Here is a 24713-nt window from a genome sequence, read left to right on the forward strand (position 1 = left end):
CTTTTTATTTACAGCGTAACGCCGTTTTTAAAGATGGCGATTTCACGGTAGCCCAGCAGCTCAGTTTTGGAGGGTCTGCCGCCCGCGATGTCCAGCACCAGCGCGTACAACCGCTTCGCCGCCTCCGCGATCGGCTCGCCGTCCGCTACCGGACCCGCGTCAAAGTCGATCCATCCCGGCTTGCGCGCCGCAAGGCCGCTGTTGCTCGCGATCTTTACCGTCGGCGCCGGCGCGCCGAACGGCGTCCCGCGTCCCGTCGTGAACAGCACAATATGCGCGCCCGCCGCGGTCAGCGCTGTCGCTGATACCAGATCGTTCCCAGGCCCGTACAGCAGGCTCAGGCCGTGCGCCGTTACCTGCTCCCCGTACCCGATCACGTCCGCCACCGGCGCCGTGCCGCCCTTCTGCACGCACCCGCACGACTTGTCCTCCAGCGTCGTGATGCCGCCTTTCTTGTTCCCCGGCGACGGGTTCTCGTACACCGTCTCGTTGTGGCTGATAAAGTAATCCTTAAAGCTGTTGAGCATGGCGGCCGCCTTCCCGAACACCTGCTCGTTGACGCACCGGCTCAGCAGCATCCCCTCCGCGCCGAACATCTCCGGCACCTCGGTCAGCACTGTCGAGCCGCCACGCGCGATCACCATGTCGCTGAACGCTCCTACCGTCGGGTTCGCCGTCACGCCGGACAGGCCATCCGACCCGCCGCACTTCAGACCGATCACCAGCTCGCTCACCGGCACCGCCTCACGCCGGTACCGTCCCGCGTATGACGCGCACTGTTCCAGCAGCGTGCGTCCCGCAGCGAACTCGTCCTCCACGTCCTGGCAGGTGAGGAACTTGACGCGCTCCGCGTCGTACTCCCCCAGCTCCTCTACGAACTGGTCGTGCTGCAGGTTCTCGCACCCCAGGCTCAGCACCAGCACTGCACCCGCGTTCGGATGCCGCGCCAGCGCCGCCAGCAGCTTCCTCGTCTGCGCGTGGTCATCGCCCGTCTGGCTGCACCCGTATGGATGCGGAAACGTGTACAGCCCGTCTATGCTTCCGCTCACCAAGTCCTGGTTGTCCGACACCAGCTTTTTCGCCACGTCGTTGACGCAGCCCACCGTCGGGATGATCCAGATTTCATTCCGCACCGCCGCACGGCCGTCCTCCCTCCGGTAGCCCTGGAATGTCTCCGCCTCCGCCGCCTCTATCTCGGGTACCGACGGCTCATAGGCGTACTCCTCCTCGCCGGACAGGTTGGTCCGCATGTTGTGCGTATGCACCCAACTGCCCGCCTCCACCGGCTCCGTCGCATGGCCGATCGGGAAGCCGTATTTCACCACCGCTTCCCCTGCCGCGATCGGTACGAGCGCGATCTTATGCCCCTGCGGGATATCCTCCCGCGCGGTCACCACCGCGTCTCCCGCTTTCAGCGTTTCTCCCTTCGCCGCAGCATGCAGCGCCACCGCCACGTTGTCCCGCTCTGTGATCCGTATCAGCTTTGTCATCTTATCCTCCCTCTCACAGGCAGGAGGCGAACGCGGCCTCCGCGCCCTCCGCGCGGATCTTCGTAAGCCCCGCCAGCACCGCGGCTTCCAGCCCCGCGATCTCCGTCAGGTCCTGATCCCACATCTGCCGGTTGGTCAGCACCGCGTGTACCAGGTCCGCCGCGCTGTCGTCCTTATGCGCCCAGTAAAATTCCAGCGCCCAACGGTCGTCCGAGCAGATATAGGTGTTGCCCTTCGCGCGCCTGCACACCAGACCCGCTTCGGTCAGCTCCTGCACATCGCTCGTATAGAACGCGATATACGCCGCAAGGCTCATACTCAGGCATTCCGGCAGCCTGCCTGTCTTTTCCACATATTCCAGCAGGCTCGGCAGGTTGCGCGCTTTCCATTTGGAGGTCGAATTGAGCGAAATGCTCATCAGCTCATGGTCCACGAACGGGTTGTTGAACCGGTCCTGCACCGCCGCCGCGAACTCCTCCAGGTCCTTTTTATCCAGCGGCAGGGTCGGGATGACCTCCTCGTACAGCATCTTGTTCATAAAGCCGCGGATGCTGTCGTTGTGCATGCAGTCCCGCACGATATCCAAGCCCGCCAGGTACGCACCCAGCACAAAGCCCGTATGCGCGCCGTTCAGGATGCGCACCTTGCGCTTTTTGTACGGCGTCACATCCGGCACCACGATACAGTTCAGCCCCGCCGCCTTGAACGGCAGCTGCTCCTCCAGCCACGACGGTCCCTCGATGTTCCACACGCCGAACACCTCGCCCACGTCGATCAGCTCGTCATGGTACCCGTTTTCCTCCTCCATGCGCGCCGCTTCCGCCGCGTCCTTGATGCGCCCCGGCACGATCCGGTCCACCAGCGTCGAGCAGAACGTGCAGCTCCCGCACCAGGCTCTGAACGCCTCCTCCAGACCCCACTGGCCGATGTACTGCTCCACGCACTTCTGCAGCTCTTTGCCGTTGTTGTCGATCAGCTCGCAGGAGAGGATGACCACCGGCTTTTTCCCTGCCTGCCAGCGCCGGTACAACACCTGCGTCAGCTTCGCCGGAAACGACGCCGGCGGGCAGTCCTCCTTCCGGCAGGCAGGGTCGTACACAATCCCCGCCTCGGTTGTGTTGGACACGATGTATTCCAGATCGTCCGACTCCGCGACCTGCATCATCGCGTCGTAGCCCGCCTTTTCATATGGGTTCAGGCACCGCGACACCGACGAGATCACCCGCTTCCGGTCCACCTTTTCCCCGTTCTCCCGACCGCGCAGGTACAGCGTGTACAGCCCCTCCTGCCGGTTGATCTGCTCCGCCAGCCCCTGCGCGATCGGCTGCACCAGCACCGCCTTGCCGTTCCAGCCCACGCGCTCGTTCGATACATCAAACCAGTAGTCCACGAACGCGCGCAGAAAATTCCCCTCGCCAAACTGCAGAATCTTCTCCGGCGCTTCCTCCAGAATATATCCCTTGTATCCGCTCGCTTTTATTCTTTTGTAATTTAGTTCTTCCATCTTTAATATTTCACTCCTCAAAACGCATTACCAAAGGTTGCCGTCCTCGTCAAAGGGCAGGTATTCCGGCTCGGACTCGATCTCCATCTGCGGATTGTTTTTTGCCTCCTCCAGATAGGATTCGGACAGCATGATATGCTCCAGATGCAGGCTGTTCGGGATGCGCACCACGCGCGGGTTGGATTTGTCGATCTCGTTGCAACTCTTGATGCAGACCTGGATCGTCTCCTTATCGCTTTCCATCACAATCGGGATGCGCACGCCGCCCAGCACTGTGCAGGTGATCGCGTTCGGGTACATGGATGCGAGATCGAGCTGGTCAAACACGCGCTTGGTCGTCGCGCTGGAATAGCCCAAGCCGATGCCGTTCCCATGGGTTTCCGGACTCAGGTCGAGTACCGCCACGCGTTGCGCGTCGATACCGCCGGTTGCGTAAGGCGTGCAGAATGTGCCTGTGATGTTCGGATCCATCCCGTCGCCGCTGAAATTCTTGCCGATCTGATCGACAATCAATACGTCGCACGAATCGACAAGGATGCGCGGCATATAGGAAAACGCTTCCTTGAGCAGCTCAGGCTCGACCGCGTCGATATCCTCCGCCGCGACCGCAACGATCTTGCAGGTCTCGTCGAACGCATTCTCAATCGTCGGTACGCCGAACAGGATGGGTGCGTTTTTCAGGATGCAGCGGCCGAACAGCGGCACGTTTTTCGCCATGTTCTTGAAGCCCTCCGCATGGCAGACCTCCGCGCCGTACTGCTTGCCCAGGCCGATCGCCATCATTTTCATCAGACCGCTTTCATACGGCCCGCGGAACGCAGTGTGCGGCTTGACGCGGCAGCCCAGGATGATGCCGTCCGCCTCCGCCGCGTTTTTGTCAATATATACGTCGCCGCCCTCGTCGTTGACGCCGATCTTCTTGACCTCCATCGAGGAGATGATCGGGCAGCCGACATACTCCTCCACAATTCCGTAGCCGGCCAGAATCTCCCGCTGTCCCTCGGCGGTTGCGCCGCCGTGGCTGCCCATCGCCGGCACGATAAACGGATGCGCGCCGCGGGATTTGACAAAATCCGCGATGCACTTGGTGGTCAGCGCGACGTTCGCCACGCCGCGCGAACCTGCGGTGATGGCAATGCGCATACCGGGCTTGACGCGCGAGGCGAATTTTTCCTCGCTGAGCAGGCTGCGGATGATATCCGGTATATCCGCCGGATCGATGCGCGGACGCGGGAATTTCTGACGCACGCGGAACATCTTCGGCACAAAAGTATCCTTCACTAAATCAGCGACCAACGGCCGTTCTCTCATGGCAAAGCCCTCCATTCAAACAGCGGCAAAACCCGGCCTTCTCCAGCGCGCAATCGCGGCCGCAGCAGCACCGGGTCTTAGCCAATTTGCTATCAATTTTTCTCTTAGTAGATCAGATTAACCAAGAACGTAGACAGTGGCGGGAAGTATGTCAGCAGCAGGATATCGGCCGCGAACAGGATATAAAACGGTACCGCTTCCCTGATAAAGTCCTTGGTCGGACACTTGGTAATACCGCAGGTGACGAACATCAGCGTACCCATCGGCGGGGTGAACGCACCGATTGTGCAGTTGAAGATATAAACCATTGCAAAGTGGACCGGATCAATGCCGAACGCCAGCGCAACCGGATGCAGCAGCGGCCCGAGCACGATCATCGACGCATTACCTTCTACGAACATGCCCACGATGATCAGGAAGATGTTGACAACCAGCAGGAATATGTATTTGTTGTCGATGGCGTTGGTCATCCAGTTGGCAAACGTCTGTGGAATCTGCTCGCGGGTCAGCACCCAGGAAAAGCAGGACGCCGCCGCGACGATCAGCATGATCGAGCTGGTGGTGGTGACCGTTTCCTTGCAGCCCTTGGCAAAGTTCTTGAGCTTCATCTCATGGTACAGCACGCCGAGCGCCAGCGCATAAACGATCGCGACCGTGCCGGCCTCGTTCGCGGTGAACACGCCGATACGCACGCCGCCGATAATGATGATCGGCAGCAGCATGGGCAGGATCGCCGGACGGATCGCATCCCACTTTTCATGCGCTGATATCTTTTCCGTCTGCATCGGCTTGTAGCCTCGCCTTTTGGATACAAAGTGCGTGAAGATCATCAGCGTGGCGGTCAGGAACAGGCCGGGGCCAATGCCAGCGACGAACAACTGGCCGACCGAGATGTTAGGGATGCAGGCGTAAATAATCAGGCCGGTAGCGGGGGGAAGCAGCGGCACGAACATGCCGGAGGCCGCGGTGATAACGGTCGAGAACGCCTTGGAGAAGCCGTGCGCCTCCAGAGAGAGAAAGAGCATCTGGGCTTACATCGCGGCGGCCGAGAGCGAGGAGCCGGACAAGCCGCCCATCAGCGTGGACAGCAGGATGTTAACCTGCGCCAGACCGCCGGGCATGCGCGCGGTCAGAACGGCGCAGCAGTCCATGATGCGGCGCGTAACGCCCGTATAGTTCATGAATACGCCCGCCATGACGAAGAACGGGATCGCCAGCAGGGACAGACCCTGTGCGCCGGCCAGCGTCTGCTGGGCGAAAATCGTTGCGTTGGTTGCCGGATTGCCGAGGAAATAGATCGCCGAGGCCGCCAGCACCGAGATATACACCGGTACTTTCAGGAAAAGCATGACCAGCAAAAGGATGCAGGAGATACCAATGATATTCATTCTTTCTTCGCCTCCTCGAACTCTTCCTCCGTAATCGCTTCAATGGTTTCCTGCTCGGAATAATGGAAGAAATTCACCAGCACAAAGTTGAAGATCTGCCAGATGCAGGATACCGGTACAATGCAGTAAATTAAAATATAGGAAATGTGCAGCACCGCGGTGGTGCGGCCGCTGTTTGCGAACACCATCATGTACTGTATGGACAGGTAGCCCAGGAACAGCAGCGTGACAATGGTCACGAGCAGGATCAGGATGTTGATTATGTTCTTTACCGCTTTGGGGAAAAACTCAAAAAACACCTCGATCGCCGCATGGTTGCCGGTGCGGAACGCAGCGCCGGCCGCACCAAAAATCACCCAGACGATCATGGCCGCCTGAATCTCCTCAATCCAAGTAAAGGGGGAGCCTAAAATATAGCGTGCAACTACGCCGGCAAAGGTAAGGCCTACCAGCACGCACATCGCAATGGACGCGATCGCTACATCGATGTTGAGCAGCAGAAATCTCCAGTTGCGCTGTTGCTTCATGCGTTTTACCTCCGATCTCTCTTCTATTAACGCATCTTTTCGCACATATTCCGTCCCCGCGGGGAGGAGAAGCGAATCAGCGACCCGCTTCTCCCAGCGAAGAAAACAGATTATGTGTTGTTGTCGGATTATGCAGCGGCGCCGGTCGAAATCCCTTTCACGGTGTCATACAGGCCTTCGGTCCAGCCCAGGGTGCTGGAGGCTTCGTCGAAGAACTTCTGCGCAGCCTCAACCCACTGTGCCTTCTCGTCGTCGGTCAGCTCGATAACGGTTACGCCCGCGTCCTTCATGCCCTGCTCGGCTTCTTCCGTTGCCGCGTCGTACAGCTCGTTGTTATACAGGCCCGCTTCGTCCGCGCATTCCATCAGGATCTGCTGCTGCTCTTCAGTCAGGGTGGTGAAGAAAGACTCGCCGCAAATCCACATCGAGGTAGCCAGGATGTGCTCGTTCTTGGTCAGGTACTTGGCAACCTCCTGGAAGGAACGGTTGTAGAGGGAGGTGATCGGGTTCTCAACCGCATCGATCGTGCCGCCGCTCATGGCCTGGTAAACGTCGCCCATATCCATGCCGACCGGCGTTGCGCCCAGGTCCTCAAAGCTTCTGACCGACAGGTCGTTGGAAGATACACGCAGCTTCAGGCCGGACAGGTCGGACGGGGTGCGAACCTCCTTGATGGAGAGGATGTCGCGCGCGCCGTAAATCCAGTTGGAGGTCAGAACACGCAGGCCGCCGGTGCTTGCCAGCTGGTCGCACAGGTCAGCATACCAGTCGCTGTCCAGCACAGCCCACAGTTCATCCCAGCTCTCAAATGTATACGGCGCATAGAAGATACCGAAATCCGGCACGCCGTAATCTGCGAGGAACGCGCCGTCCGCAACCGTAATCACGCTTTCGCCCATCAGCATCTGGTCGATCAGGTCGTTTTTCTTACCTAACGTAGAGTTCGGGAACAGCTCAAGCTGAATCGAGCCGCCAGACTTCTCCTCAACCAGCTCTTTCCACTTCTCAGCCGCCTGTGCCGCCGGCTCGGTGGTCGCGTTCTCATAGCCAACATTGATTGTAACGGTAGCACCCGCATCATTCGACGCAGGCTCGTCCCCCGCCGTACCGTTCGCCGTCGTGTCCGTGCTGCTGTTGCCGCACGCCGCAAGGCCTGCCATCATCGCTCCGCAAAGCAGGGTGGCCATCATCCTCTTTGTCCATTTCGTTTTCATGCTGATTCTCCTTTTCTCACTTTTTTATTTCACTTCACCGCCGCATATCGGTTCTTCAGGTGAAGTCGATCACAACTTTCAGCATTTTTCCTGCGTTAGCGGAAAACTCCTCAAACGCCTGCGGCGCGTCCGTCCACTTGTAGGTGTTGGTGACGATCTTCTCCAAATCGATGCCGCCCGATTTCACCAGATCAATCAGCTCCACAAAGTCCTTTTTCATCGCGTTGCGCGAGCCGTAAATGTTCAGCTCTTTTTTCTGGATGATCGTAAAAAAGAAATTGTCTAAGTTGCGCTTGGATACGCCGATCAGCACCACGCGCGCGCCGAAGCAGGCCGCGTCAATACAGTTCATGAACGTCTCCGGCATGCCGACCGCCTCGATCGTCACATCGAACCCATTCCCGTCGGTCAGCGCGGCGACACCCTTTGCGAACGCCTCCGGCGACTCGTTGAGCAGCTTGTAGTCCAGGCCGAATGTCCGGCAGGCATACTCGAGCTTGTCCGGTGCCACATCGCAGATCGTGACCTCGGCCCCCTTCGCCTTGGCCGCGACTGCGGCCAGCACGCCAATCGTGCCAGCGCCGACCACCAGCACCTTTTCGCCCGCCTTGACGTTTGCCCGCTGCACGCCGTGGTAGCTGATGCAGAATGGCTCGATCAGCGTCAACACCTTGGGGTCCAGCCCCTTGCCGTCGTAAATGCGCTCGACCGGCATGGTGATGTATTCGGCAAACGCCCCCTCGCGCTGCACCCCCATCGTCTCGTTGCCCGTGCAGGCATTGACCAAGCCTCTCCTGCACGAATAACATGTCCCGCAGTTGAAATACGGATTACAGGTTACGATCATGCCCGGCTTAAGCCCTTCCTCGTTTTCGTCGATCTCCACGATCTCCGCCGAAAACTCGTGTCCTGGTATACGCGGATACGATACATATGCGTTCGCACCCCGATAGGAGCCGAGGTCGCTTCCGCAGATACCCCCGTACAGAAGCTTGAGCAACGCTTCCCCCGGCTTCCTTACCGGTTTTTCAATTTCTTTGAGGACGACTTTCCCTGGCTTTTCTATGCAGATTGCTTTCATCTTTAACGGAATCCCTCCAAACCGACATTTTCCGGATCTCGGTGTCCGGACGCTGCACTGCGCGCGCCGCAGTTTGGGCTACAACTTGTATCCCAGATGTACCTTACGCAACCATTTTATTCCCCTTTCCCATTATTGTCAATGACACTTTATCAAAAACAAACAAAATTGTAAGATTAACCAATTTGTAAGCAAGCATTATGTCTAAATTAACAATTTATTTTTACTTGTATCCCTATTGCATATTACTGAAAAGCGCAATATAATTAATTTATATACTCTTTCGGAGGTGCGGATCATGGCGGTCCAAAAAGAGCCCTCAATGCAGTCCAAGGCTTACCATTTTATCAAAAACAAAATCACTTCGTGCGAATATGCTCCAAACCAGCTGCTCAGCGAATCCCTGCTTCAGGAAGAGCTTGGTTTTTCCCGCACGCCTGTCCGCGAGGCGATCAGCCGCCTGGCGCAGGAGGGTCTGCTCAAGGTGTTTCCCAAGCGCGGCATCGTTGTGTCCGGCATCACCGTCAGCGATATCCGCATGATTTTTGAGGTGCGCACCTTGGTCGAGCCATACGCGCTGCGCACCTGCGGCGATAACATCAACCAGCATGAGATCGAGCGCTTCTCCCAAATCTTTCACGATTTTGAAACGACCAATAATTGTCCGGATTTCTATGAACTGGACGACCGATTCCATCTTTTCCTGATTTCCGCCCTGCAGAATGATTATCTGCTTGACCTGTATGCACGCATCCAAACGCAGAATATCCGGCTGCGCATCATGAGCGGTCAGTCCATCGACCGCCGCCTGCAGGAGTCGATGGAGGAGCATGCGCAGATCGCTGACGCCTGCCTTGCGCGGAACTGGGAGCTTGCCGCATCCGCGATGCTGCAGCATCTGGAATTTTCCAAGCAGTCCGCTTTGACCACGATCCTGCGGTTCCGCAGTGACACAGATATTATTTAATTTGCTGAGAGGAGCAATTTCCAATGGACCATGCAACAGAACAGTCTTATTACAAGCGCTTCCGCGCGGCGGCGATCCGGTTTGAGGTTATCGGCGGCGCATTGCTGGCAATCGGCATTGGCGCCAATTTCATTTTCGGCACCTCCATGCTGGCTGTCAGCCTGATTTTCGCAGGTCCCGGCGCCCTTCTTTTGATCCTCGGCGGGTCCAGCCTGCGGCCGCACAACCTCGTAAAAGCGTTTGCCCAGCAATGCATGCGCGAACCGAGCCGCGAAATGGCCCAAGGCCTTCTGGATGCGCTGCACTCGTCAAAAAGAATCCGGCTGATGGGACGTTCTATCCAAGTGGTCCAGGCCGCGGTTGAGGTCTATGCCAATACCGAAGACGCGGATCCGGATATTGTGGACCAGCTTCGCCGTACAGTGGCGGACAGTGTGGTTAAGAAGATGTTTTAATCAGTGTTATGCTACCCCAGAGATTCGCATTTCTACTGCAAAAAAAATGACATTGAAAACGAGCCTCGGTATAATAATTTTAAAAGGAGTGACTGGTAAGAAAATCAATCCGAGCTGTGTAGACTACGGCATTATGAACTGCCGTACGCTGGACAAACACTGGCCTGATTTTTGTCTGACGACCAATCTGGAAGAGGGGGAGTTAGACCGTATTCTGGAGCGGTATATGGAACCGGACAACAGTAAATATTCCTTGGCTTCAGCCGAGGTAGAGTACGAGGGATACCGTCTTCTGACGCGAGTTGAGGAAATCATCGCTGTAGCCCGTAAAATAAGCGCTTAAAAACGGGGATCGCTACTTGTGACGGTCTAATTGAGGGATCTCGTATTTTGGCGCGCATTTTGCATGTACATGGGTTTGATGTATATGGTGTTATCTGCAAAGTCGGAGCTACGTACAAAAGCTGCATTGGAATTCCGAAAGAGTGTGAGGAGGTTGGCGTTTCTATATGTAACCCTATCATGTGGGCGGAACGTCTCAACAAAGCGCAAACCGATTTGAATATCGTCGTTGGTTTATGTGTTGGCCACGACAGTCTATTCTACAAATATTCCAATGCGTTTTGCACAACTGCTATTACCGAAGACCGTGTTTTAGGTCACAATCCTGCCGCTGCTCTGTATGGTACATCCTGCTACTATGCTCGGCTATTGAAAGGCGACGAGGACAAATAAAACAAACCGTCTTTGCCTGTGTTTTATACAGCAGGTAAAGACGGTTCTCCATTTTTATTTTATCCGTTGTTTATGAAGGAAAACCTTCGTACACTTTTGGTCGGCAGGCGTATTGAACGCCGACATATGACCTATACTTGGCGCGATGTTGCATTATATCCCTTGGCCGTTGGGTCTAAGGAAGATAATCTTCAGTACACTAAAACACTTCCTACGTTCAGCGCACTTCCATACTGGGGTACCACAAACATTTCTCCTCTCCTGCCTCGCCCCGAACCGGCAGCTTTGTTGGCTGATAAATTTATCCACAGCACAGTCGCCCCTCTTCATTGCCGATCGAGAAGCTGCCCTGCACGATATCCGCCTGATACTTGCATCGGTCTGGGTGTCCACAGCAGGAGGTATGGTCTGATCCGTGTCACCGCCCGTTTGCCTCTACACCATCGTATAAGAGATCGTTGCCCCCCTCGCTCTTGGTTCCCTTCGAGGTGTAGGCCTGTCCTACGGACAGCGGCAAAGCGATATAGGCGACTGTGCGTGCGAGCGCCCCCGCCTGATCAAACTCCTGAATCGTCACATCCAGGTTGCCGGCGCCGTTTCCGACATAACGGAAACCGTACTGTGCATTGTCATAGAACAAAAAGATCTTCTGGTCGCCCTCGATAACAACCGAGATCATGCTTCCCTCGGCGCAGACGGGCTGGTTATCCTCTACCCACGCTACCGGATCCTGTTGGCCGTTTTGGTATACATAAACGGCCAACGGACAGGCGGCGGTATACTTTCTGGCCTGCCATTCTTCCAGCCGCTTATATTGCTCATACAGATCACGATGCTTCTCATTGTCTTTCAAAAATTCGATCTAGCCGGTTTGGGGTTCCTCAAAGCGTGCGGCATAGCCATCCTTTTTCCCGCTCACCTGCTCGATTAATTTGTCAAACGTTTCATCCCCCACGAAAAGTGCATCCCAACAGATTTCGTAATAGCGGATGGCCTCATCACAATCTTAGAGCAGCGCGCCGTATCCCAGATCGACGGCGGCCAGATAATTTTGGGCAAGCCTGATGTTTTCTTCTTCATCCGCCTGTATTCCCGTCAGGAATTCGTTTTTTGTGTCCGAATACACCTGATTTAACAGCGATTCCACGATCACAGTAGCCGCCAGCTTGCTCATCTGTTCAATTTTCTTATCATTATCCGTCAAGAAATTGACGATAAACCCCATCCCTTTATAGGCGGCATTGATGGTTTCCAGTTCCGGCAACATTACCAGCTTGATACCTTTCCAAATGAACTCATTCAGTAGATAGCCGGCCTCCTAGATACTGGCTGTCACACAGCTCTTTCCTATAAAATCGGTCAATGCGTCCCCCGTGCAGCTTTTCATGGCAGTTTTCCAACGCTGTCCACCACTTAGCGGAATCGACAAAGCCGCCCTCCTCCAGAAGCTGAAGCAGGGTTTCACCGGGGGGTATCGTTGTAGAGCAGGTCGCTATATGTGGTTTGGTCCTGGAGGCTTCCATCCTCCTTTTCTGCAAACTGTATCGTGGCGCGGCACAGACTCAGCTCAAAATCCGGCGTTTCCTGCCCGACGACAAGGCGGCAACCGGTCGCCGATGTTATCAATTGCGCAGGGAACCACGCTGCTGCCTGCATTTCCACAGGCGATTTTGACTCCGGCCAGATACCGGTAGCCCAGCGCGGCCTGTTCTTCCTCGGTCAGTTCCAGAAAGCTCTGCTGCTCCGGAACAAGCGGCGCGACCGTTTCATCTGAGGAATACCACTCGATATCCGCCTGCGTCAGCTCGACCTTCGTATCGATCTGCATGAACATCGAAATATCCACGGCATATTCCGTCTGGCTGAATTCCGCTGCGCCGATCGGCCGGTCCGGCGTCGTCATGGGTACATACTGCACATAAACTGAGTAGTCGATCGTGGAAATCAACGGATAGCCGCTGTTGTAGTAGCCAGTGTCGCGGATCCAAACATCGTCGTCGCCGTTCAGCTCATGCACGGTCTTCCGCTTTTTCAACTCGCGGGCGGTTCTGGCCTGCGCGTCGGTCGCTGTACCTGTTTCATCCAGATAGCAGGAGTAATTCAGCGCGGCGCTTGCGCTCAGCATAGCCACAGGCTCGCCCTGCACCGTGCCGGCATTATAAACGCCGTTCAGGCGCACCGATCCAGCGATTGATGCAACGATGCCTGCCGGCGTTGAAGTAGCGTTCGATTGCCACGTCGTTGCCAGCCCCTTGGCGGTATGTTATCGCACTGGCAATGCCGCCAACACTTTTGGTGCGGCCGGGCACATTACCCAGATTCCAGCAATCACTGACGCTTTTATGTGCAAGCCCCATGATCCCGCCAACATCATGTTCACCGATGATCGTGCCAACATTATAGCAGTTTTTTATCCGGAATATATCACAATAACCAGTGATACCACCCACATGGATATTGCCGGTTATTTTCCGCTGTTTGAGTTTTTATCAATTATAATCTCACACCAATTATCTTCCATGCCGCCAATAATTCCGCCTGTACGGTCACCTCCCTGCACGGCAGCGCTATGGCAATTGGAAATGGTTGAATAGTTTCCGCTATTTGACCACCTTGCATAACCTGCGATACCCCCAACATTTTCCTTTCCGATAATCAGGGATTCTTCCAGTGAAAGATTTTGTACATTCGTCCAGCTCTATTCAACTTTCGAATAACCCCAAAAGCCTGACTTTTTCCTGCTCCGGTAGATTGATGTACACACTGCGGACGGCATAGCCCCTCCCATCCAATTGTCCACGAAAAGTATTGGTTACATTGCCGATCGGCGTCCATTGGTTTTTCGACGCGGTGTCTTCATCCCAGCTCTGCCGCTCACTCGTATCATTGAGATAAATATCATTGGTCAGCGCCGCATAGCGAAGGCCAAATGTACCGTCATTGACCGCCTGCTCGAATTTTGCCAACTGCGCGCCGTTTGCGATCAGGTAAGGAGCGCTTTCTGTGCCGCTGCCGCCAGCATAGCTTTCCGCAGCCGTGCCGTCCCAGATCTCCGGCTGCGCGCGCTGGTATGCCGCGAACGCCCACACCAGCACATGCCAACCAGCAGGGCGCAGGTCAAAATCAGGCTGATTACTCCTTTTTCACCAATTATGCCCCCACACATGGGGGCATCCGATGGTAAGTCACTTGCCCTGTCCGCATCCAGCCCGTTCTCCTGCAGCTCGCGGCGCAGACGGCTGAGCGTTACGGGCATCATTCCCAGAAACGTAGCAATATGCTTGTTGCTGACCGTATCGATCAACCCCCTCTCCGTCAATGAAATAACCGCGCAACACCCCATTCATGAGGAAATATACGTTGGTCTGCATATCCTCTTCACGGATCAAAAGCTCGCTCTTTTTCAGGTGGCGCATATATACAGGCGGAAGCAGCCGCTGATTCAGTTCATCATCCTGCAAAAGCATTGCATCGCTCAGGAATTCCAGGATCGTCATTTCCAAATCCCTCTTTGCTTGATTCACAATATCATTATAATCGAATCATTTTCGGCCAGCATTATTATAAGATAATTATTTCTCAGCAGCGGCGAAAAAAATATTATGTCATGGCTGTGCGCAAACAAAAAAGCCGCCTGTTTTATTAAACAAGCGACTTTTCGTGCAAAGGACGGTTAAAATCGATATTTTCGATGCTACACCGCTTTCGATGGAGGCACCCAATCTTCTGGCCGGCAGCGCACTTTTGCGTCATAAATTCGAAGCCTCATTACGGTGCAAAATTTGCGCAGAAAGTGCTTTTCCTGACTGAGCATTGAAATAGCGAAGGGTGGAACGACCGAAGTGAGAGAAACCCCAAAAGGATCACTTATAGATATCGGATTCCCAAACTTCATATGGAAACCCGCATCGAATGAGATTCTTTCTAATAACTAAAAAGTAGCAACCCCGAGGGCTATACTCCCGCTTCCTTATTTTGTTTTGTGGTAGTATTCCTCTGAATACTGTTCGGAAAAATCTTCAACATTCAGACGATGCAATGTTAAAAGTTCTTGCAAGGTAGTATCCGTTATTTCATCTAAGTAATATGGCTTTAATTCTTTGATAAATCCTTTAATCCGATCCTTTAGATTTTTGAGTTTTCCACGCCGAATTATTCTGACCTCATGTGTAAAGTCCCCTTCATAAGACAATGTTTTTGTCGGAATAATTATAAATCTATCTACAACTGCCTTTCGACCGTATTGCTCTTCAAACCATGCACAATGGTTGTTCATTTGTCCAGCCTCGTGCTTGGAGATTTCTGAGCGGGTTTCGGATACCTCACTTTTGCATTCAAATAGAAGATAATGATTATTTGAACCACACCAAAGATTATCAGGGCCTTTTCGGATTTCTTTGTCTGGACGTTGACTGACGTAACCAAGTAATTCACCAACGTCCTTTAATGCCAATTCAAACTTATCAGCTCCAATGCCAAAAGATAGATTATCTAATGTTGCATTGACTGCCAGAGACAATTCATTGTAGTCAGAAAATTTTCGCATATATGCTCTGACATTGTTCAGTCGATCTTGATGTATATAGGAAATTTTTGTGTAATCAATTCCTACACTCGGTTTCAATAGCTGAGGATTATTCTTAAATGCACTTTTTTGAATTTCGATAGATTTTGCAACACTTGTCGGATATGTATATCTCGCTAATTGTTGTAAATACCATCCTTTTTCTGTGTCATCAATATTAAGTTCGTCAATCAATTTTTGCATGGAAGAAGCAGCTTTCTCATACTCACCATCTCCGAAAAATCGCTCAGCTTGGCGCTCTTTTAGAAGTCTATCATATATTGGAAGCTCCATACCATCTTCTTCGACTGTATCCATTTCAGAAGTATAATACTCTTTCCACCCTTCATCACGCGCTAACATTTGATTTATTAACGAGATTACGACTTTTATAGGACTTTCCGCTTCGTTATAATCCTCTTTTGCCATGTCAGCAATGGCAATTCCAATTTCAATTTGTTTTCGCGTTTGTGGCGAGAAAAATTTGTTGGTTGCAATACTCCGCATAAAGCGAACTAATTCGGATCCGATTATTAGAATAGCGCAATAATCTTTTTCACCACGGACGCCTCGACCTATACCCTGCTCAATTTTCTGAGCGATTCGTTTATTGATTAACTCGCTGTTCGGACAAGCTTGTTCTTCATAACGATCCGCGAGACTGTCGAAATACGGGAGACTATCCATGATAAGTATTCTGCAACTCTCGTCGGGCAAATCAATGCCATCATACCTATTATTGATTACAACAATTTTTGAAAAATTTCCTTTTTTCAGTTTGTCGAGTTCTTCAATAATGCTTCCAGCAGTAGTTGTAATCGCTCCTAAATTCTGATATTGCTTCCCATTTTTTGTGCTTGGAACCAATGCTACCATACCAAATTTTGAAGTGGATATTTTGCAAAACCCGGTGACAATCAAATCGTGATCGCAAGATTCTTCAACAAGCGATGGAATTATCAACATTTTTTCTCCCGACCACTTTTGGTTTGCATTCCGTAATGGATTCTTTACAGCTTCCAAACTGAAATCCAACCCTTTTACAAAAAAGGAATCATCTTGAGTCGTTGCCGACATTAAAACTCTATGTGCAGCCCGTGAAAAAGATCCAAAAGCACGAATGTTGACATTATACGGAGCAATTTCAATTTTAGTCCCAGAAATATAGCAGCAGTAGTTTCTTATCTGATCGCGAATAAGTGGCCATGCGTAATATATTTGTTTGTCTTCTTGCGCAGTAGATAAAATTTTTAGAACTTCTGTTTTTTTGCTATCCCAGTTCCAATAAGGAACCGCCATAAAGGTATTATAGTCCCCCGTTTGAATGTCGAGCCAACTCCCTTCACCTTGCTCAACCATATCATCTTCAAAAAGCGTCAGAATTTTGAAGTAAATTTCAGGACTTGCGGTTTTACTTATTGAAATGGTAAAGGCACTTTTGATTGTATCTATACAAGCGTGTGAGTCATCCAAAAGAACAGTACCTACCTTTACATAGTTATTGCCTATTCCAAATACAGATCGCCCGTTAAACACCTTCTGGACATGTGTAATAAGCACTTTAGAGCCTGAAAGGAAATCATTTGGAATTTCAGTACCTTCATCAAAAGTACAAAAAGGAATGCCAAATTTATCAGCTTCAGAGCACACCTGCTTAACAAGGTATTTATTAGGACAAATATAGAGGCAGGGACTCTCTTTTGAATTAAGTAAAGATTGAAGGATCAATAATCCTACTAATGTTTTCCCTTCGCCAGTATGCAACTTTATGATTAAATCCTTCTCCGCCCGACGCTTTTTATACCACTCGGTCAATACGGCTTCCTGTGCAGGGCGGAGGGGGCCGGCGACACTCTTTCGGTCTAAAGTTCCATATAATTCGATGGGATCGGTTTTTGGTTCTATCGCTCTACTTGCAAGTTTCTTTTTGAAATCGATTGCCATCAAAAAACCTCCTTATATAAATCATATAAATCGGACTATCATCCATCAAAGTAATTATATCCGACATTAGTTTTATCAAAATGAACGCAACAGAGTTGTCTCAGTTTTCCCCGCCCAGTGACAACTTTATCAATAGCATCTCAAACTTCGGGGCAATCCACAAATCAAATTCGCAGGCAATCATCGAATAAACAAATGCGTCTCCGGTTTTACTCTGCTTAGAAACAATACCGATTACCGTTGTTCTATCGGTCCGCAGTTTTGGCATCAATAATAAATCACCTTAGGGTTCAAGAACAAGGTTAGGTTTGTGCCTTACTCAACTGCTTTTTAGTGTTGTATCATCCGATAGCATTGTATCAAATCCAGCATAACCTCCGGAAACAGCCATGCTTGGAACATTGTTGCTATCTCTGGATGTGCTGTTGTCCCGCCGCCCTTACCGCGACTTGTTCGCATCCCCATCGCCTGCGTTGTGCTAATCCACAAGGATGGAGTCAACGTGGTGCCGGTGGTCTTGACCGTATGGATCAGCTCATCGCAGGCGGCCTCTTGAAATCTGGGGTTATAGATTTTTTCCCATATCCGTAAATATTCGATTGTGGCGTTGCTTCTCATCCAGCTCTGTATAAGATATCCGGGACTGGAGGACTTCTTCTCCTTTGCGATTTCTGTCATAGAGACATAGGAGTTTACATTGACCTGATCGGCCCGCATCTTCTCACCCAGCGGCGATGGGAGAAAGCCCGGGATCTTCTTCGTATCCAATTGTTCAAACAGCTTTTCAGAGAACTCATCCGCCTCTGCCTGGGTGATGAATCCTTTTTTTACTGCCCGCCGCAAAACTTTTTCCGTAGATATCTCATAAATCCACAGCGCCTCGATCTGCGCCTCCCTGTCTGTCATGGCAAACACCCCTCTCCATGTAAAAGTGCTGATAGGGATATTATACCAGACAGCCTGCTGCAAGAATAGCCTTAATTCGAGAGCATATCGAAATATTCCGCACATTGCAGTTCAATCTGTAAGCTGCCATCAGACTGGGCCAAAATGACATCGACCTTATTTTTGATCTCATCTTCGTCAAATGTACTCAGTTGTAACTTCTCACAGAGGGCTTCCTTGATCCTGTCCTCCGATATGGAAGGTGAATGCTGACAGAACTTTTTCCCATGCTCCACTCGACTGGCACAGCGCCAGACGATTTCGCCGGATGGTCTGGTAATACGGCGATAGTTACGGCCACATTCCGCGCAAACCAAAAGGCCGCTCAGTACACTCTGCGAGTTATACCGGGTTGCCCTTCTCTGATGGGTATCCTCATCTACATTGCTCCGTCTGCTTTTCTCTCCCTGAGCCAAAAAGAAATCATCAAAGCTGATGATATAGCCAATGTACTTTTGATTGGAAAGCAGATTGCTGAGAACTGGCTGTGTCCAGCATTCCCTGCCCTTAGGGGACGGAATATTCCTCTTGAACAGAAAATCAGCAATCCCGCCCAGGCTCATGCCGGAGAGGTATTGCTGATAGATCATTCTCACGATATTTGCTTTTTCCTGATCGACGGCCACATGGCCATTTGGTGCGAGATAATATCCGTATGGGATGCTCATAGCGAAGATGCTCCTCTCAGAATTTTTAATGCTACTTATATGGAGGTTTTCTCTAAGACATCATGAAGAAGTCGAGGATAAGTGGATTATAAACTTGCTAAAGAGAGACAGTGACTGTCATAGTCCTTCACTTTTATGGTTTCCAGGAAAATAGCGACCATGAAATAGAAAGAAACCCGCTTTTGACCTAAATCAAAAACAGGTTTCTTTGGTGGTACGCCCGATGCGATTCGAACGCACGGCCTTTGGAGTCGGAGTGCGTATTATACTCGTCAAGTCGCGCAAATCCGGAATAAATAGACTTAAATTAAGCGGATTTGTAGCCATAAACCGCGCAATCCAGAAACATCTACGAGAGGCCGTTTTGGTGCTCACAAACACCAAACAAACACCAAGGCAAAAGCGCATTGACCGAAAGGACAATGCAGCATGCTACAAGTTCAAGAACGAGAAACCACCGCCGCCGAGGTATTCGGACACAACGTCCGGCGCTACCGCGAAAAGCAGGGCATGAGCCGCTTCCGGCTGGCGACCAATGCCGCGCTGGATGACCGGCAGATCCGCGACATCGAGAACGGCACGCACAATCCCACACTGCTGACGATGGAGCGGATTGCCGCCGCCCTTGGTGTGGATATGCCGCGCCTGTTCGAGCGGGAGCAGGACACACCTGGCGCATTCCCGCTTGCAGCCTTACAGCCGGCCTTTGACCGTTTGCCGCTCGCAGAGCAGGGGCGGGTGCTCGCTGTGCTCCGCTTGCTTTTGCAGGTTTCCAAGGAGTAGCCTTGCGCAAGATGTCGAATCCTGTTATACTCTATTCAAGGCACTGTCACCAGACGGCAGGCGGTCGGCTACTCCCTTGTGAAAGGGGGTGATAGCGATTGTGGGAAAGCTCTTTCGGCTTTGTGTATGCGCAGCGTTTACGCTTTACATACTAACCATATACGCGAAATGACCGCTGCACCCTCGACAAGTCAGCGGTCATTCGACTAACGATTTCTGAGGGCTGACCGTCTGCCGACAGTGCCCTTTTCTATACTCAGTATACCCGCCCCGAACAGGATTGTCAAGCAGCTGCCTGATCTCGGGCAGCTTTTTAATTTGTTTTTATTCCACTTTGTTCATCTGACATGCAGAATCATTGGATGGAATCGGGTATATAATGATATTTGCCTGAAGTGTGCTCGCTGTTTCTTCTCTGGAAACCCTAAAGCAGAAATCTGCATTGCTTATAGTTGCCTCATACAAGTAAAGCTTTCCGTTTTGACCAAGTAAAATCTGCATTTCGGCTGAGTATTGGCCATCTTCCGGAACGCTACTACCGTAAATAGTAGCACAAATCGAAAAACGTTGATTGTCCTCCGTTATGCTGTTATTACATGCGTCACAGAATTTCTTCAAACCATTACCCAAGAATTCAACATTCTCAAGCGTATATTTAATATCTTGGTTTGAAATTTTTGTAATTGTAAAAGTATGAAGCCCTCTCATAAATTACCCTCTTTTCTTAACATGTTATCCCGCTTGACCTGCTCATCTATGGCGCGGCCTATAAAACCGTTCAGGCTCTCTCCTCGCTGCGCTGCGTGGGCTTGCAGCTCTGCCTTGCGGCCTTTGGGAAGCGTCAGGTTTACTCGATCATAATTAGCCTTCATGTATTTGTTTGTCGCCCGCTGTTGCGCTTTACTGGCTGGCATAGACAGATACACCTCCTCCATTATGCCACAATTATATCACAAAAATCTATCTGTGCATATATAAAATATTGCTATATCTACACAGATATATTTGTGCATTATTTGAATTAATATATCTGCGCAGATATATTATAATATAATCACAGTTCAGGGGAGCGCCCCTACTGCTGAACCTTGACAACCGAATACCGGTACTCTATAATCAAGACATGAGGTGATGCGCATGGACAACATGGAACTGATTTTACAGGAATTGCAAAAAATCAACAATAGGCTTGATAAAGTCGACACAAGGCTTGATAGGATGGAAGAAAAATTAGACATGCTTAAAGAAGATCACGAAATCACCCGCGACGGTGTTAACACCCTGATTGCATGGGCTGACCGCGTGGCAGTGGTCGTCAAGATGCCTCTGCAATAACAACCAATACATATCAGACGGTACCGGTTATTCGGTGCCGTCTTTATTTTTTTACAGAAAGGAGCCATACAGATGGCACTAACCCTATCAGAACGTGAAACGATCGTTGTTTTCGACGAGCAGCACGACGCGGCAGAGGTATTCACCTATAACGCCAGATTATCCCGCAGGCTTCGGGAGCTGTGCGAACAACGACCAGCCGATGCAAGGCTTACAAAGGATAACGGTTCTGGCGGGCTGACGTTCCGCTATCCCAAAGCGTGGATAAGGGTCAACCCGACCCGTATTATGAGCGATGCACAACGGGCAGCCTTAGAGAAAGCCCGTTCTACTTCTGAGAACCCTGCGCGCGCAGAAGAAAAAAGCACATTGGGGCTTCGGCATATAATTTCACCTCTGAAATATAAAGGCCGCCAAAGCCCTGCACGACCAGAAAGGAGCAATCACCATGACAGCGAACATACCCCGCATGAACAAGTAAAGCCGAGGGTTAGTCCTCGGCTTCTTTAATATTGCACTTTTAGACAGAATATGCTATCCTTACTGTGGCGTTGCAACAACGGCAGGCGGTTAGCTACATCCCCAGAAAGGGGGTGAAGCCATGCGAATTACGTTACATATCGGAACATTTACTGTTACGATTATCGTAAAAAGCAGAAACCGCCACTCTGGCAAGTGACGGTTCTTAGGCTTTTGCTTAGATATCTGTACTTGTAGGGCTAACCGCTTGTCGCAACGCCCCTTTTGTGCTTTTATTATATCCCTGCGCTCCGTCTTTGTCAAGGCGGGGCGCTTTTATTCGTCCTCATACTCCATGATATCGCCCGGCTGGCAGTCGAGCAAGCGACAGATAGTGTCAATAGTATCTGTGTTTACTCTCTCGTTCTTTCGCAATTTATTTACGGTTGCTGGATAAACCCCGTGTTGGCGCAACCAATATGTGCTACTTAGTCCACGATCTTTCAGCAGAGCAAATAGCTTATCGTATTTAATCGGCATCTGACCACCTCGCTTTATGTCTATTATAATATACAAAATCAACAAATGCAATATGTATTATTTCGTATACAATTCATATTGATTTATATGTGCATGATAATGTACAATATAATCACCGCAAGGGAACAGGCAATCCCGAGCGGGTGAACCTTGACAACCGAATATCCCCCTACATCTTGCAATAGAGCGCAAGAAACGATATAATACAGGAAAGGCGGTGATAGTATGGACGATAGCAAACTGTTAGAGCAAATCGCTGAAATGCTGGATGCACAGAACCGCAAGGTTGATGAAATGCTTAAGGCGCAGCATCAGCAAACCTTGGAACAGGTTGCAGAGATGATCGAAGCGCAGACGCTCAAGCTGGAAATGAAGATCGAGCACGACGTAACAGACCGCTTGGACGCTCTGGCAGACGGCTATAAGCTGAACCACGAAAAACAGTGGGAGCTTGAGCACAAGCTGAAAGCCTTGGAAGAGCGTGTTTCACGCTTGGAAATCAAGGCAGGATAATTCCAGAACATAGAACGGTGTAGGGCTGCAAGGCTCTGCACCGTTTTTTCGTACAAATCACGATAAGGTGTCGTGACTTTTCTATTGTCACGCATAGCAATGAACGATTGCGCATGATGAAAGATAAGCCGCGAAGCCCGATACATTGTCGAGAGAAAAGAGGAAAACAATGCAGAAAAACCCGGTTAAGGCCATCCGCGCAAAGTGCTTGGACTGCTGCTGCGATTCGGCAAACGAGGTCAAGCTATGTCCAGTTCAAACCTGCCCACTATATCCATTCCGATTTGGTAAAAATCCTTTTATCCAGAAGCACTACACGGAGGAACAGCGAGCAGCCATGCGGGAGCGAATGAACAAGCTCAATTCTGCCCGCTGATTACCGACTTCTTATCGTGCATCAGCACGTTAATCAATACCAATGGATAAATTACACTCCCTCCTCCTGTTACACCTTAACACACGTCTATACATCGGCACAAGGCGTATAGCACCATTCAGAAAGGAGCACCCCCACATGACAACCAACATTCCCCGCATGCGCTTCCCAGCGCAAGCCCTCGCGGAGCTGAAGCAGGCAGACCCACAGACACCCGTTACACTGAACCTGATCCGTTCACTGATTCGGCGCGGCGTTATCCCGTGCATCGAGGTCGGGCGTGGGAAGCTGCTCAATTATGATGACCTGCTGGATTATCTGGCGGCCGCACCCACTGGCCCCCAGCCCACTACCGCCGGAATACGGCGTATCCCCGAATGAAAGGACGAACAGACACCCAATGCACCAGTCACTTTATACCGCAATCGGAAATATTACGTTTCAATATGGCAATACTGCCCTTAGACCACTGAGCGCATTCCCCAGCCAAGCCCAGCACGTTATCCCTACCGGTCTGCCCGAGCTGGACGCGGCACTGGGGATCGGCGGCATACCCAAGGGGCGCATCGTCGAGATCTACGGACCAGACGGATCCGGCAAAACTGCGCTCGCCCTTCAGATCGTCCGGCAGCTTCAGCAGCAGGGCGTCCCGTCGCTCTACATCGACGCAGAGCACGGCTTATCCCCCATGATGCTGCACGGCATTGATATGCTGTACGCGCTCAACGTGGACACCATCGAGGACGCGCTGCAAGCCTGTATCTGTGCGGCACCCGCATTCGGCGCGGTCATCATCGACACGCTGGCGGCTATGTTAACGCGGGGAAGTCGCAACCTCACCATTGGAGAGCACGAAAACAGGCCATTATCCAAGGTGCTTGCGCGACATCTACCGCGGTTGTTCCCCTCGCTTCAGAAAAGCGGCTGCACGCTGATCCTGCTGAACCAGATACGTGACCGAGTAGGGGCATGCTATGGGCAGATGGAAACCACCCCCGGCGGCCGGGCGCTCCGGTACTATGCCGCGCTTCGGCTGGAGGCGCGCCGCATCGAATATGTACACCATGACAGGAAGATTGCCGGGCAGCGGGTACGGCTCAAGATAACAAAGAACAGCTATGCCGCGCCGTACCGGTCGGCAGACGCAAACCTGATCTACGGAAAGGGGTTCATACCATGAGCAAGGAAACCACCTTCAGCGGGATACGCACCCGTGAAGATGACCTGCTTGTCACAGCGGCGCGCCTGCTGCGCCTGTGGCGGGATTTATTCGGGCAAAACAAAAAGCCCTTTTCGCCATCCACCGACCAAAGCGTTGACGAAAAGAGCCTGTAAGAATAACCACCCAAGGGCGGCTTGCCTGTATCATAGCACAGCCGCCCGTCGATTGCAAGGAGGGAATACTGTGCGGATCATGAAAAGCATAGCAGGCTTCTGCCTGCTGGCATTCGCGGTCAACGCCCCGATACTGGCGCTCGTGCTGGGGCTATGACAGGAGGTGCACGCCAATGGATGAACGGATACACGAACAGTACATACTGTGGGCACGGGCGGCCAGACAGGTGAACGATACGGGAAATCCCGTTTCGGATGAGATACTGGAATCAGCCTTTGCCGGTGGGTTCGCATGGGCTGTCGCCCTGCATGACGCCGCCATGAACACCGCTCAGATCACCGCGCCGCGGCTGGAGCACATCGCAAAGCAGCTCAGGGACAAGCGGGACACACTGTTCTACGAGGCCATGCACACCCACGACCACAGCCGCTTTGACCGGTGCAGCGCCGCCGCCGAAGCCTACGGACACGCATACCGCCTGATTGTGCCGATGGAGAAGGAGCCAAACCCACACGGGTAAGGCTCCTTTTCTGCTTGCGCGCCCTATACTGCATATACAGGTCAACATTGTTCAACAT

Annotated in this window: 30 protein-coding genes and 1 pseudogene; 12 read left to right on the plus strand and 19 right to left on the minus strand. The window is 51.8% G+C overall.

Features of this window, described 5'->3' with window-relative positions:
- Window positions 1–8: 8 nt before the first annotated feature.
- The 7 genes and pseudogenes from DBQ51_RS03010 to DBQ51_RS03040 all read right to left on the minus strand — a co-directional run bounded on the left by DBQ51_RS03010 (window position 9) and on the right by DBQ51_RS03040 (window position 8515).
- Window positions 9–1490 carry a UxaA family hydrolase gene (locus DBQ51_RS03010; RefSeq protein WP_107630736.1) on the minus strand — a complete coding sequence of 494 codons (1482 nt, stop codon included), beginning with the start codon at window positions 1488–1490 and terminating at the stop codon, window positions 9–11.
- A 13-nt stretch (window positions 1491–1503) separates the two neighbouring features.
- Window positions 1504–2994: a tagaturonate reductase gene (locus tag DBQ51_RS03015; RefSeq protein ID WP_107630737.1), complete on the minus strand. Its 1491-nt coding sequence runs from the start codon at window positions 2992–2994 to the stop codon at window positions 1504–1506.
- A gap of 27 nt (window positions 2995–3021) precedes the next feature.
- A complete protein-coding gene (locus tag DBQ51_RS03020) occupies window positions 3022–4305 on the minus strand; it encodes a nickel pincer cofactor-dependent isomerase, group 22 (protein ID WP_107630738.1) in 1284 nt (427 codons plus the stop codon).
- 104 nt (window positions 4306–4409) lie between these two features.
- Window positions 4410–5693, minus strand: a pseudogene (locus tag DBQ51_RS03025) (TRAP transporter large permease).
- On the minus strand, window positions 5690–6220 hold the full coding sequence (locus DBQ51_RS03030) for a TRAP transporter small permease (RefSeq protein ID WP_054328448.1): 531 nt from the start codon (window positions 6218–6220) through the stop codon (window positions 5690–5692). Before DBQ51_RS03030 ends, DBQ51_RS03025 begins: the two are co-directional and overlap by 4 nt.
- Before the next feature lie 128 nt (window positions 6221–6348).
- Window positions 6349–7434: a C4-dicarboxylate TRAP transporter substrate-binding protein gene (gene dctP / locus DBQ51_RS03035; protein WP_107630739.1), complete on the minus strand. Its 1086-nt coding sequence runs from the start codon at window positions 7432–7434 to the stop codon at window positions 6349–6351.
- A 55-nt stretch (window positions 7435–7489) separates the two neighbouring features.
- Window positions 7490–8515 carry a zinc-binding alcohol dehydrogenase family protein gene (locus tag DBQ51_RS03040; RefSeq protein ID WP_107630740.1) on the minus strand — a complete coding sequence of 342 codons (1026 nt, stop codon included), beginning with the start codon at window positions 8513–8515 and terminating at the stop codon, window positions 7490–7492.
- 298 nt (window positions 8516–8813) lie between these two features.
- Between DBQ51_RS03040 and DBQ51_RS03045 the strand changes: the two genes are divergently transcribed.
- From DBQ51_RS03045 to DBQ51_RS17660, 4 genes are all read left to right on the plus strand, one after another.
- The gene (locus tag DBQ51_RS03045) at window positions 8814–9482 is read left to right on the plus strand and encodes a GntR family transcriptional regulator (protein ID WP_054328447.1); all 669 of its coding nucleotides are present in this window, start codon (window positions 8814–8816) and stop codon (window positions 9480–9482) included.
- Window positions 9483–9505: 23 nt separating this feature from the next.
- Window positions 9506–9937: a hypothetical protein gene (locus DBQ51_RS03050; protein ID WP_054328446.1), complete on the plus strand. Its 432-nt coding sequence runs from the start codon at window positions 9506–9508 to the stop codon at window positions 9935–9937.
- A gap of 88 nt (window positions 9938–10025) precedes the next feature.
- Window positions 10026–10280 (plus strand): DUF1847 domain-containing protein, encoded by a 255-nt coding sequence (locus DBQ51_RS17655; protein ID WP_442908797.1) that lies wholly within the window; start codon window positions 10026–10028, stop codon window positions 10278–10280.
- Window positions 10281–10339: 59 nt separating this feature from the next.
- Entirely contained in the window at window positions 10340–10672 is a 333-nt protein-coding gene (locus DBQ51_RS17660; RefSeq protein ID WP_456236518.1) for a DUF1847 domain-containing protein, read from the plus strand.
- 418 nt (window positions 10673–11090) lie between these two features.
- Here the strand turns inward: DBQ51_RS17660 and DBQ51_RS03060 are convergent, their stop codons facing one another.
- From DBQ51_RS03060 to DBQ51_RS03100, 9 genes are all read right to left on the minus strand, one after another.
- A complete protein-coding gene (locus DBQ51_RS03060) occupies window positions 11091–11525 on the minus strand; it encodes a hypothetical protein (protein WP_107630741.1) in 435 nt (144 codons plus the stop codon).
- Window positions 11526–11678: 153 nt separating this feature from the next.
- The gene (locus tag DBQ51_RS03065) at window positions 11679–11939 is read right to left on the minus strand and encodes a hypothetical protein (RefSeq protein ID WP_107630742.1); all 261 of its coding nucleotides are present in this window, start codon (window positions 11937–11939) and stop codon (window positions 11679–11681) included.
- A gap of 300 nt (window positions 11940–12239) precedes the next feature.
- Window positions 12240–12797: a hypothetical protein gene (locus DBQ51_RS03075; protein WP_159068050.1), complete on the minus strand. Its 558-nt coding sequence runs from the start codon at window positions 12795–12797 to the stop codon at window positions 12240–12242.
- Between the two features lie 31 nt (window positions 12798–12828).
- Window positions 12829–13122, minus strand: coding sequence for a hypothetical protein (locus DBQ51_RS16415; RefSeq protein WP_147574502.1), 294 nt, complete (start codon window positions 13120–13122; stop codon window positions 12829–12831).
- Between the two features lie 252 nt (window positions 13123–13374).
- Window positions 13375–13767, minus strand: a complete 393-nt coding sequence (locus tag DBQ51_RS03080) for a hypothetical protein (protein WP_107630744.1) — start codon at window positions 13765–13767, stop codon at window positions 13375–13377.
- Window positions 13768–13857: 90 nt separating this feature from the next.
- A complete protein-coding gene (locus tag DBQ51_RS03085; protein ID WP_107630745.1) occupies window positions 13858–14169 on the minus strand; it encodes a cyclic nucleotide-binding domain-containing protein in 312 nt (103 codons plus the stop codon).
- 473 nt (window positions 14170–14642) lie between these two features.
- The gene (locus DBQ51_RS03090) at window positions 14643–17180 is read right to left on the minus strand and encodes a DEAD/DEAH box helicase (protein WP_107630746.1); all 2538 of its coding nucleotides are present in this window, start codon (window positions 17178–17180) and stop codon (window positions 14643–14645) included.
- Between the two features lie 330 nt (window positions 17181–17510).
- On the minus strand, window positions 17511–18086 hold the full coding sequence (locus tag DBQ51_RS03095) for a KilA-N domain-containing protein (RefSeq protein WP_107630747.1): 576 nt from the start codon (window positions 18084–18086) through the stop codon (window positions 17511–17513).
- A 71-nt stretch (window positions 18087–18157) separates the two neighbouring features.
- Window positions 18158–18793: a recombinase family protein gene (locus tag DBQ51_RS03100; protein ID WP_107630748.1), complete on the minus strand. Its 636-nt coding sequence runs from the start codon at window positions 18791–18793 to the stop codon at window positions 18158–18160.
- A 429-nt stretch (window positions 18794–19222) separates the two neighbouring features.
- Here DBQ51_RS03100 and DBQ51_RS03105 point away from each other — a divergent pair, with 429 nt between their 5' ends.
- Window positions 19223–19576 (plus strand): helix-turn-helix domain-containing protein, encoded by a 354-nt coding sequence (locus DBQ51_RS03105; protein WP_107630749.1) that lies wholly within the window; start codon window positions 19223–19225, stop codon window positions 19574–19576.
- A 324-nt stretch (window positions 19577–19900) separates the two neighbouring features.
- Here DBQ51_RS03105 and DBQ51_RS03110 read toward each other — a convergent pair whose 3' ends face one another.
- Both DBQ51_RS03110 and DBQ51_RS03115 read right to left on the minus strand, forming a co-directional pair.
- Window positions 19901–20284: a hypothetical protein gene (locus tag DBQ51_RS03110; protein ID WP_107630750.1), complete on the minus strand. Its 384-nt coding sequence runs from the start codon at window positions 20282–20284 to the stop codon at window positions 19901–19903.
- Window positions 20281–20490 (minus strand): type II toxin-antitoxin system HicB family antitoxin, encoded by a 210-nt coding sequence (locus tag DBQ51_RS03115; protein WP_107630751.1) that lies wholly within the window; start codon window positions 20488–20490, stop codon window positions 20281–20283. The genes DBQ51_RS03110 and DBQ51_RS03115 overlap by 4 nt, the downstream gene beginning before the upstream one ends.
- Window positions 20491–20713: 223 nt before the next feature.
- Here DBQ51_RS03115 and DBQ51_RS03120 point away from each other — a divergent pair, with 223 nt between their 5' ends.
- Both DBQ51_RS03120 and DBQ51_RS16420 read left to right on the plus strand, forming a co-directional pair.
- Window positions 20714–20911 (plus strand): hypothetical protein, encoded by a 198-nt coding sequence (locus DBQ51_RS03120; RefSeq protein WP_159068051.1) that lies wholly within the window; start codon window positions 20714–20716, stop codon window positions 20909–20911.
- 72 nt (window positions 20912–20983) lie between these two features.
- The gene (locus tag DBQ51_RS16420; protein WP_159068052.1) at window positions 20984–21421 is read left to right on the plus strand and encodes a hypothetical protein; all 438 of its coding nucleotides are present in this window, start codon (window positions 20984–20986) and stop codon (window positions 21419–21421) included.
- A 285-nt stretch (window positions 21422–21706) separates the two neighbouring features.
- Here the strand turns inward: DBQ51_RS16420 and DBQ51_RS03125 are convergent, their stop codons facing one another.
- Window positions 21707–21910: a helix-turn-helix domain-containing protein gene (locus DBQ51_RS03125; RefSeq protein ID WP_107630753.1), complete on the minus strand. Its 204-nt coding sequence runs from the start codon at window positions 21908–21910 to the stop codon at window positions 21707–21709.
- Window positions 21911–22135: 225 nt separating this feature from the next.
- On the opposite strand from DBQ51_RS03125, the gene DBQ51_RS03130 reads away from it, so the two are divergent.
- The 5 genes from DBQ51_RS03130 to DBQ51_RS03145 all read left to right on the plus strand — a co-directional run bounded on the left by DBQ51_RS03130 (window position 22136) and on the right by DBQ51_RS03145 (window position 24655).
- Window positions 22136–22423 (plus strand): hypothetical protein, encoded by a 288-nt coding sequence (locus DBQ51_RS03130; protein ID WP_107630754.1) that lies wholly within the window; start codon window positions 22136–22138, stop codon window positions 22421–22423.
- Window positions 22424–22937: 514 nt separating this feature from the next.
- Complete coding sequence (locus tag DBQ51_RS16425; protein ID WP_159068053.1) at window positions 22938–23180, plus strand: DNA-binding protein; 243 nt, start codon at window positions 22938–22940, stop codon at window positions 23178–23180.
- Window positions 23181–23199: 19 nt separating this feature from the next.
- The gene (locus DBQ51_RS03140) at window positions 23200–23979 is read left to right on the plus strand and encodes an ATPase domain-containing protein (protein WP_159068054.1); all 780 of its coding nucleotides are present in this window, start codon (window positions 23200–23202) and stop codon (window positions 23977–23979) included.
- Window positions 23976–24134 carry a hypothetical protein gene (locus DBQ51_RS16430; RefSeq protein ID WP_159068055.1) on the plus strand — a complete coding sequence of 53 codons (159 nt, stop codon included), beginning with the start codon at window positions 23976–23978 and terminating at the stop codon, window positions 24132–24134. The genes DBQ51_RS03140 and DBQ51_RS16430 overlap by 4 nt, the downstream gene beginning before the upstream one ends.
- Window positions 24135–24307: 173 nt before the next feature.
- Entirely contained in the window at window positions 24308–24655 is a 348-nt protein-coding gene (locus tag DBQ51_RS03145) for a hypothetical protein (RefSeq protein ID WP_107630757.1), read from the plus strand.
- Window positions 24656–24713 lie beyond the last annotated feature (58 nt).

Source organism: Agathobaculum massiliense, assembly GCF_900291975.1.
Classification (GTDB): domain Bacteria; phylum Bacillota; class Clostridia; order Oscillospirales; family Butyricicoccaceae; genus Agathobaculum; species Agathobaculum ammoniilyticum.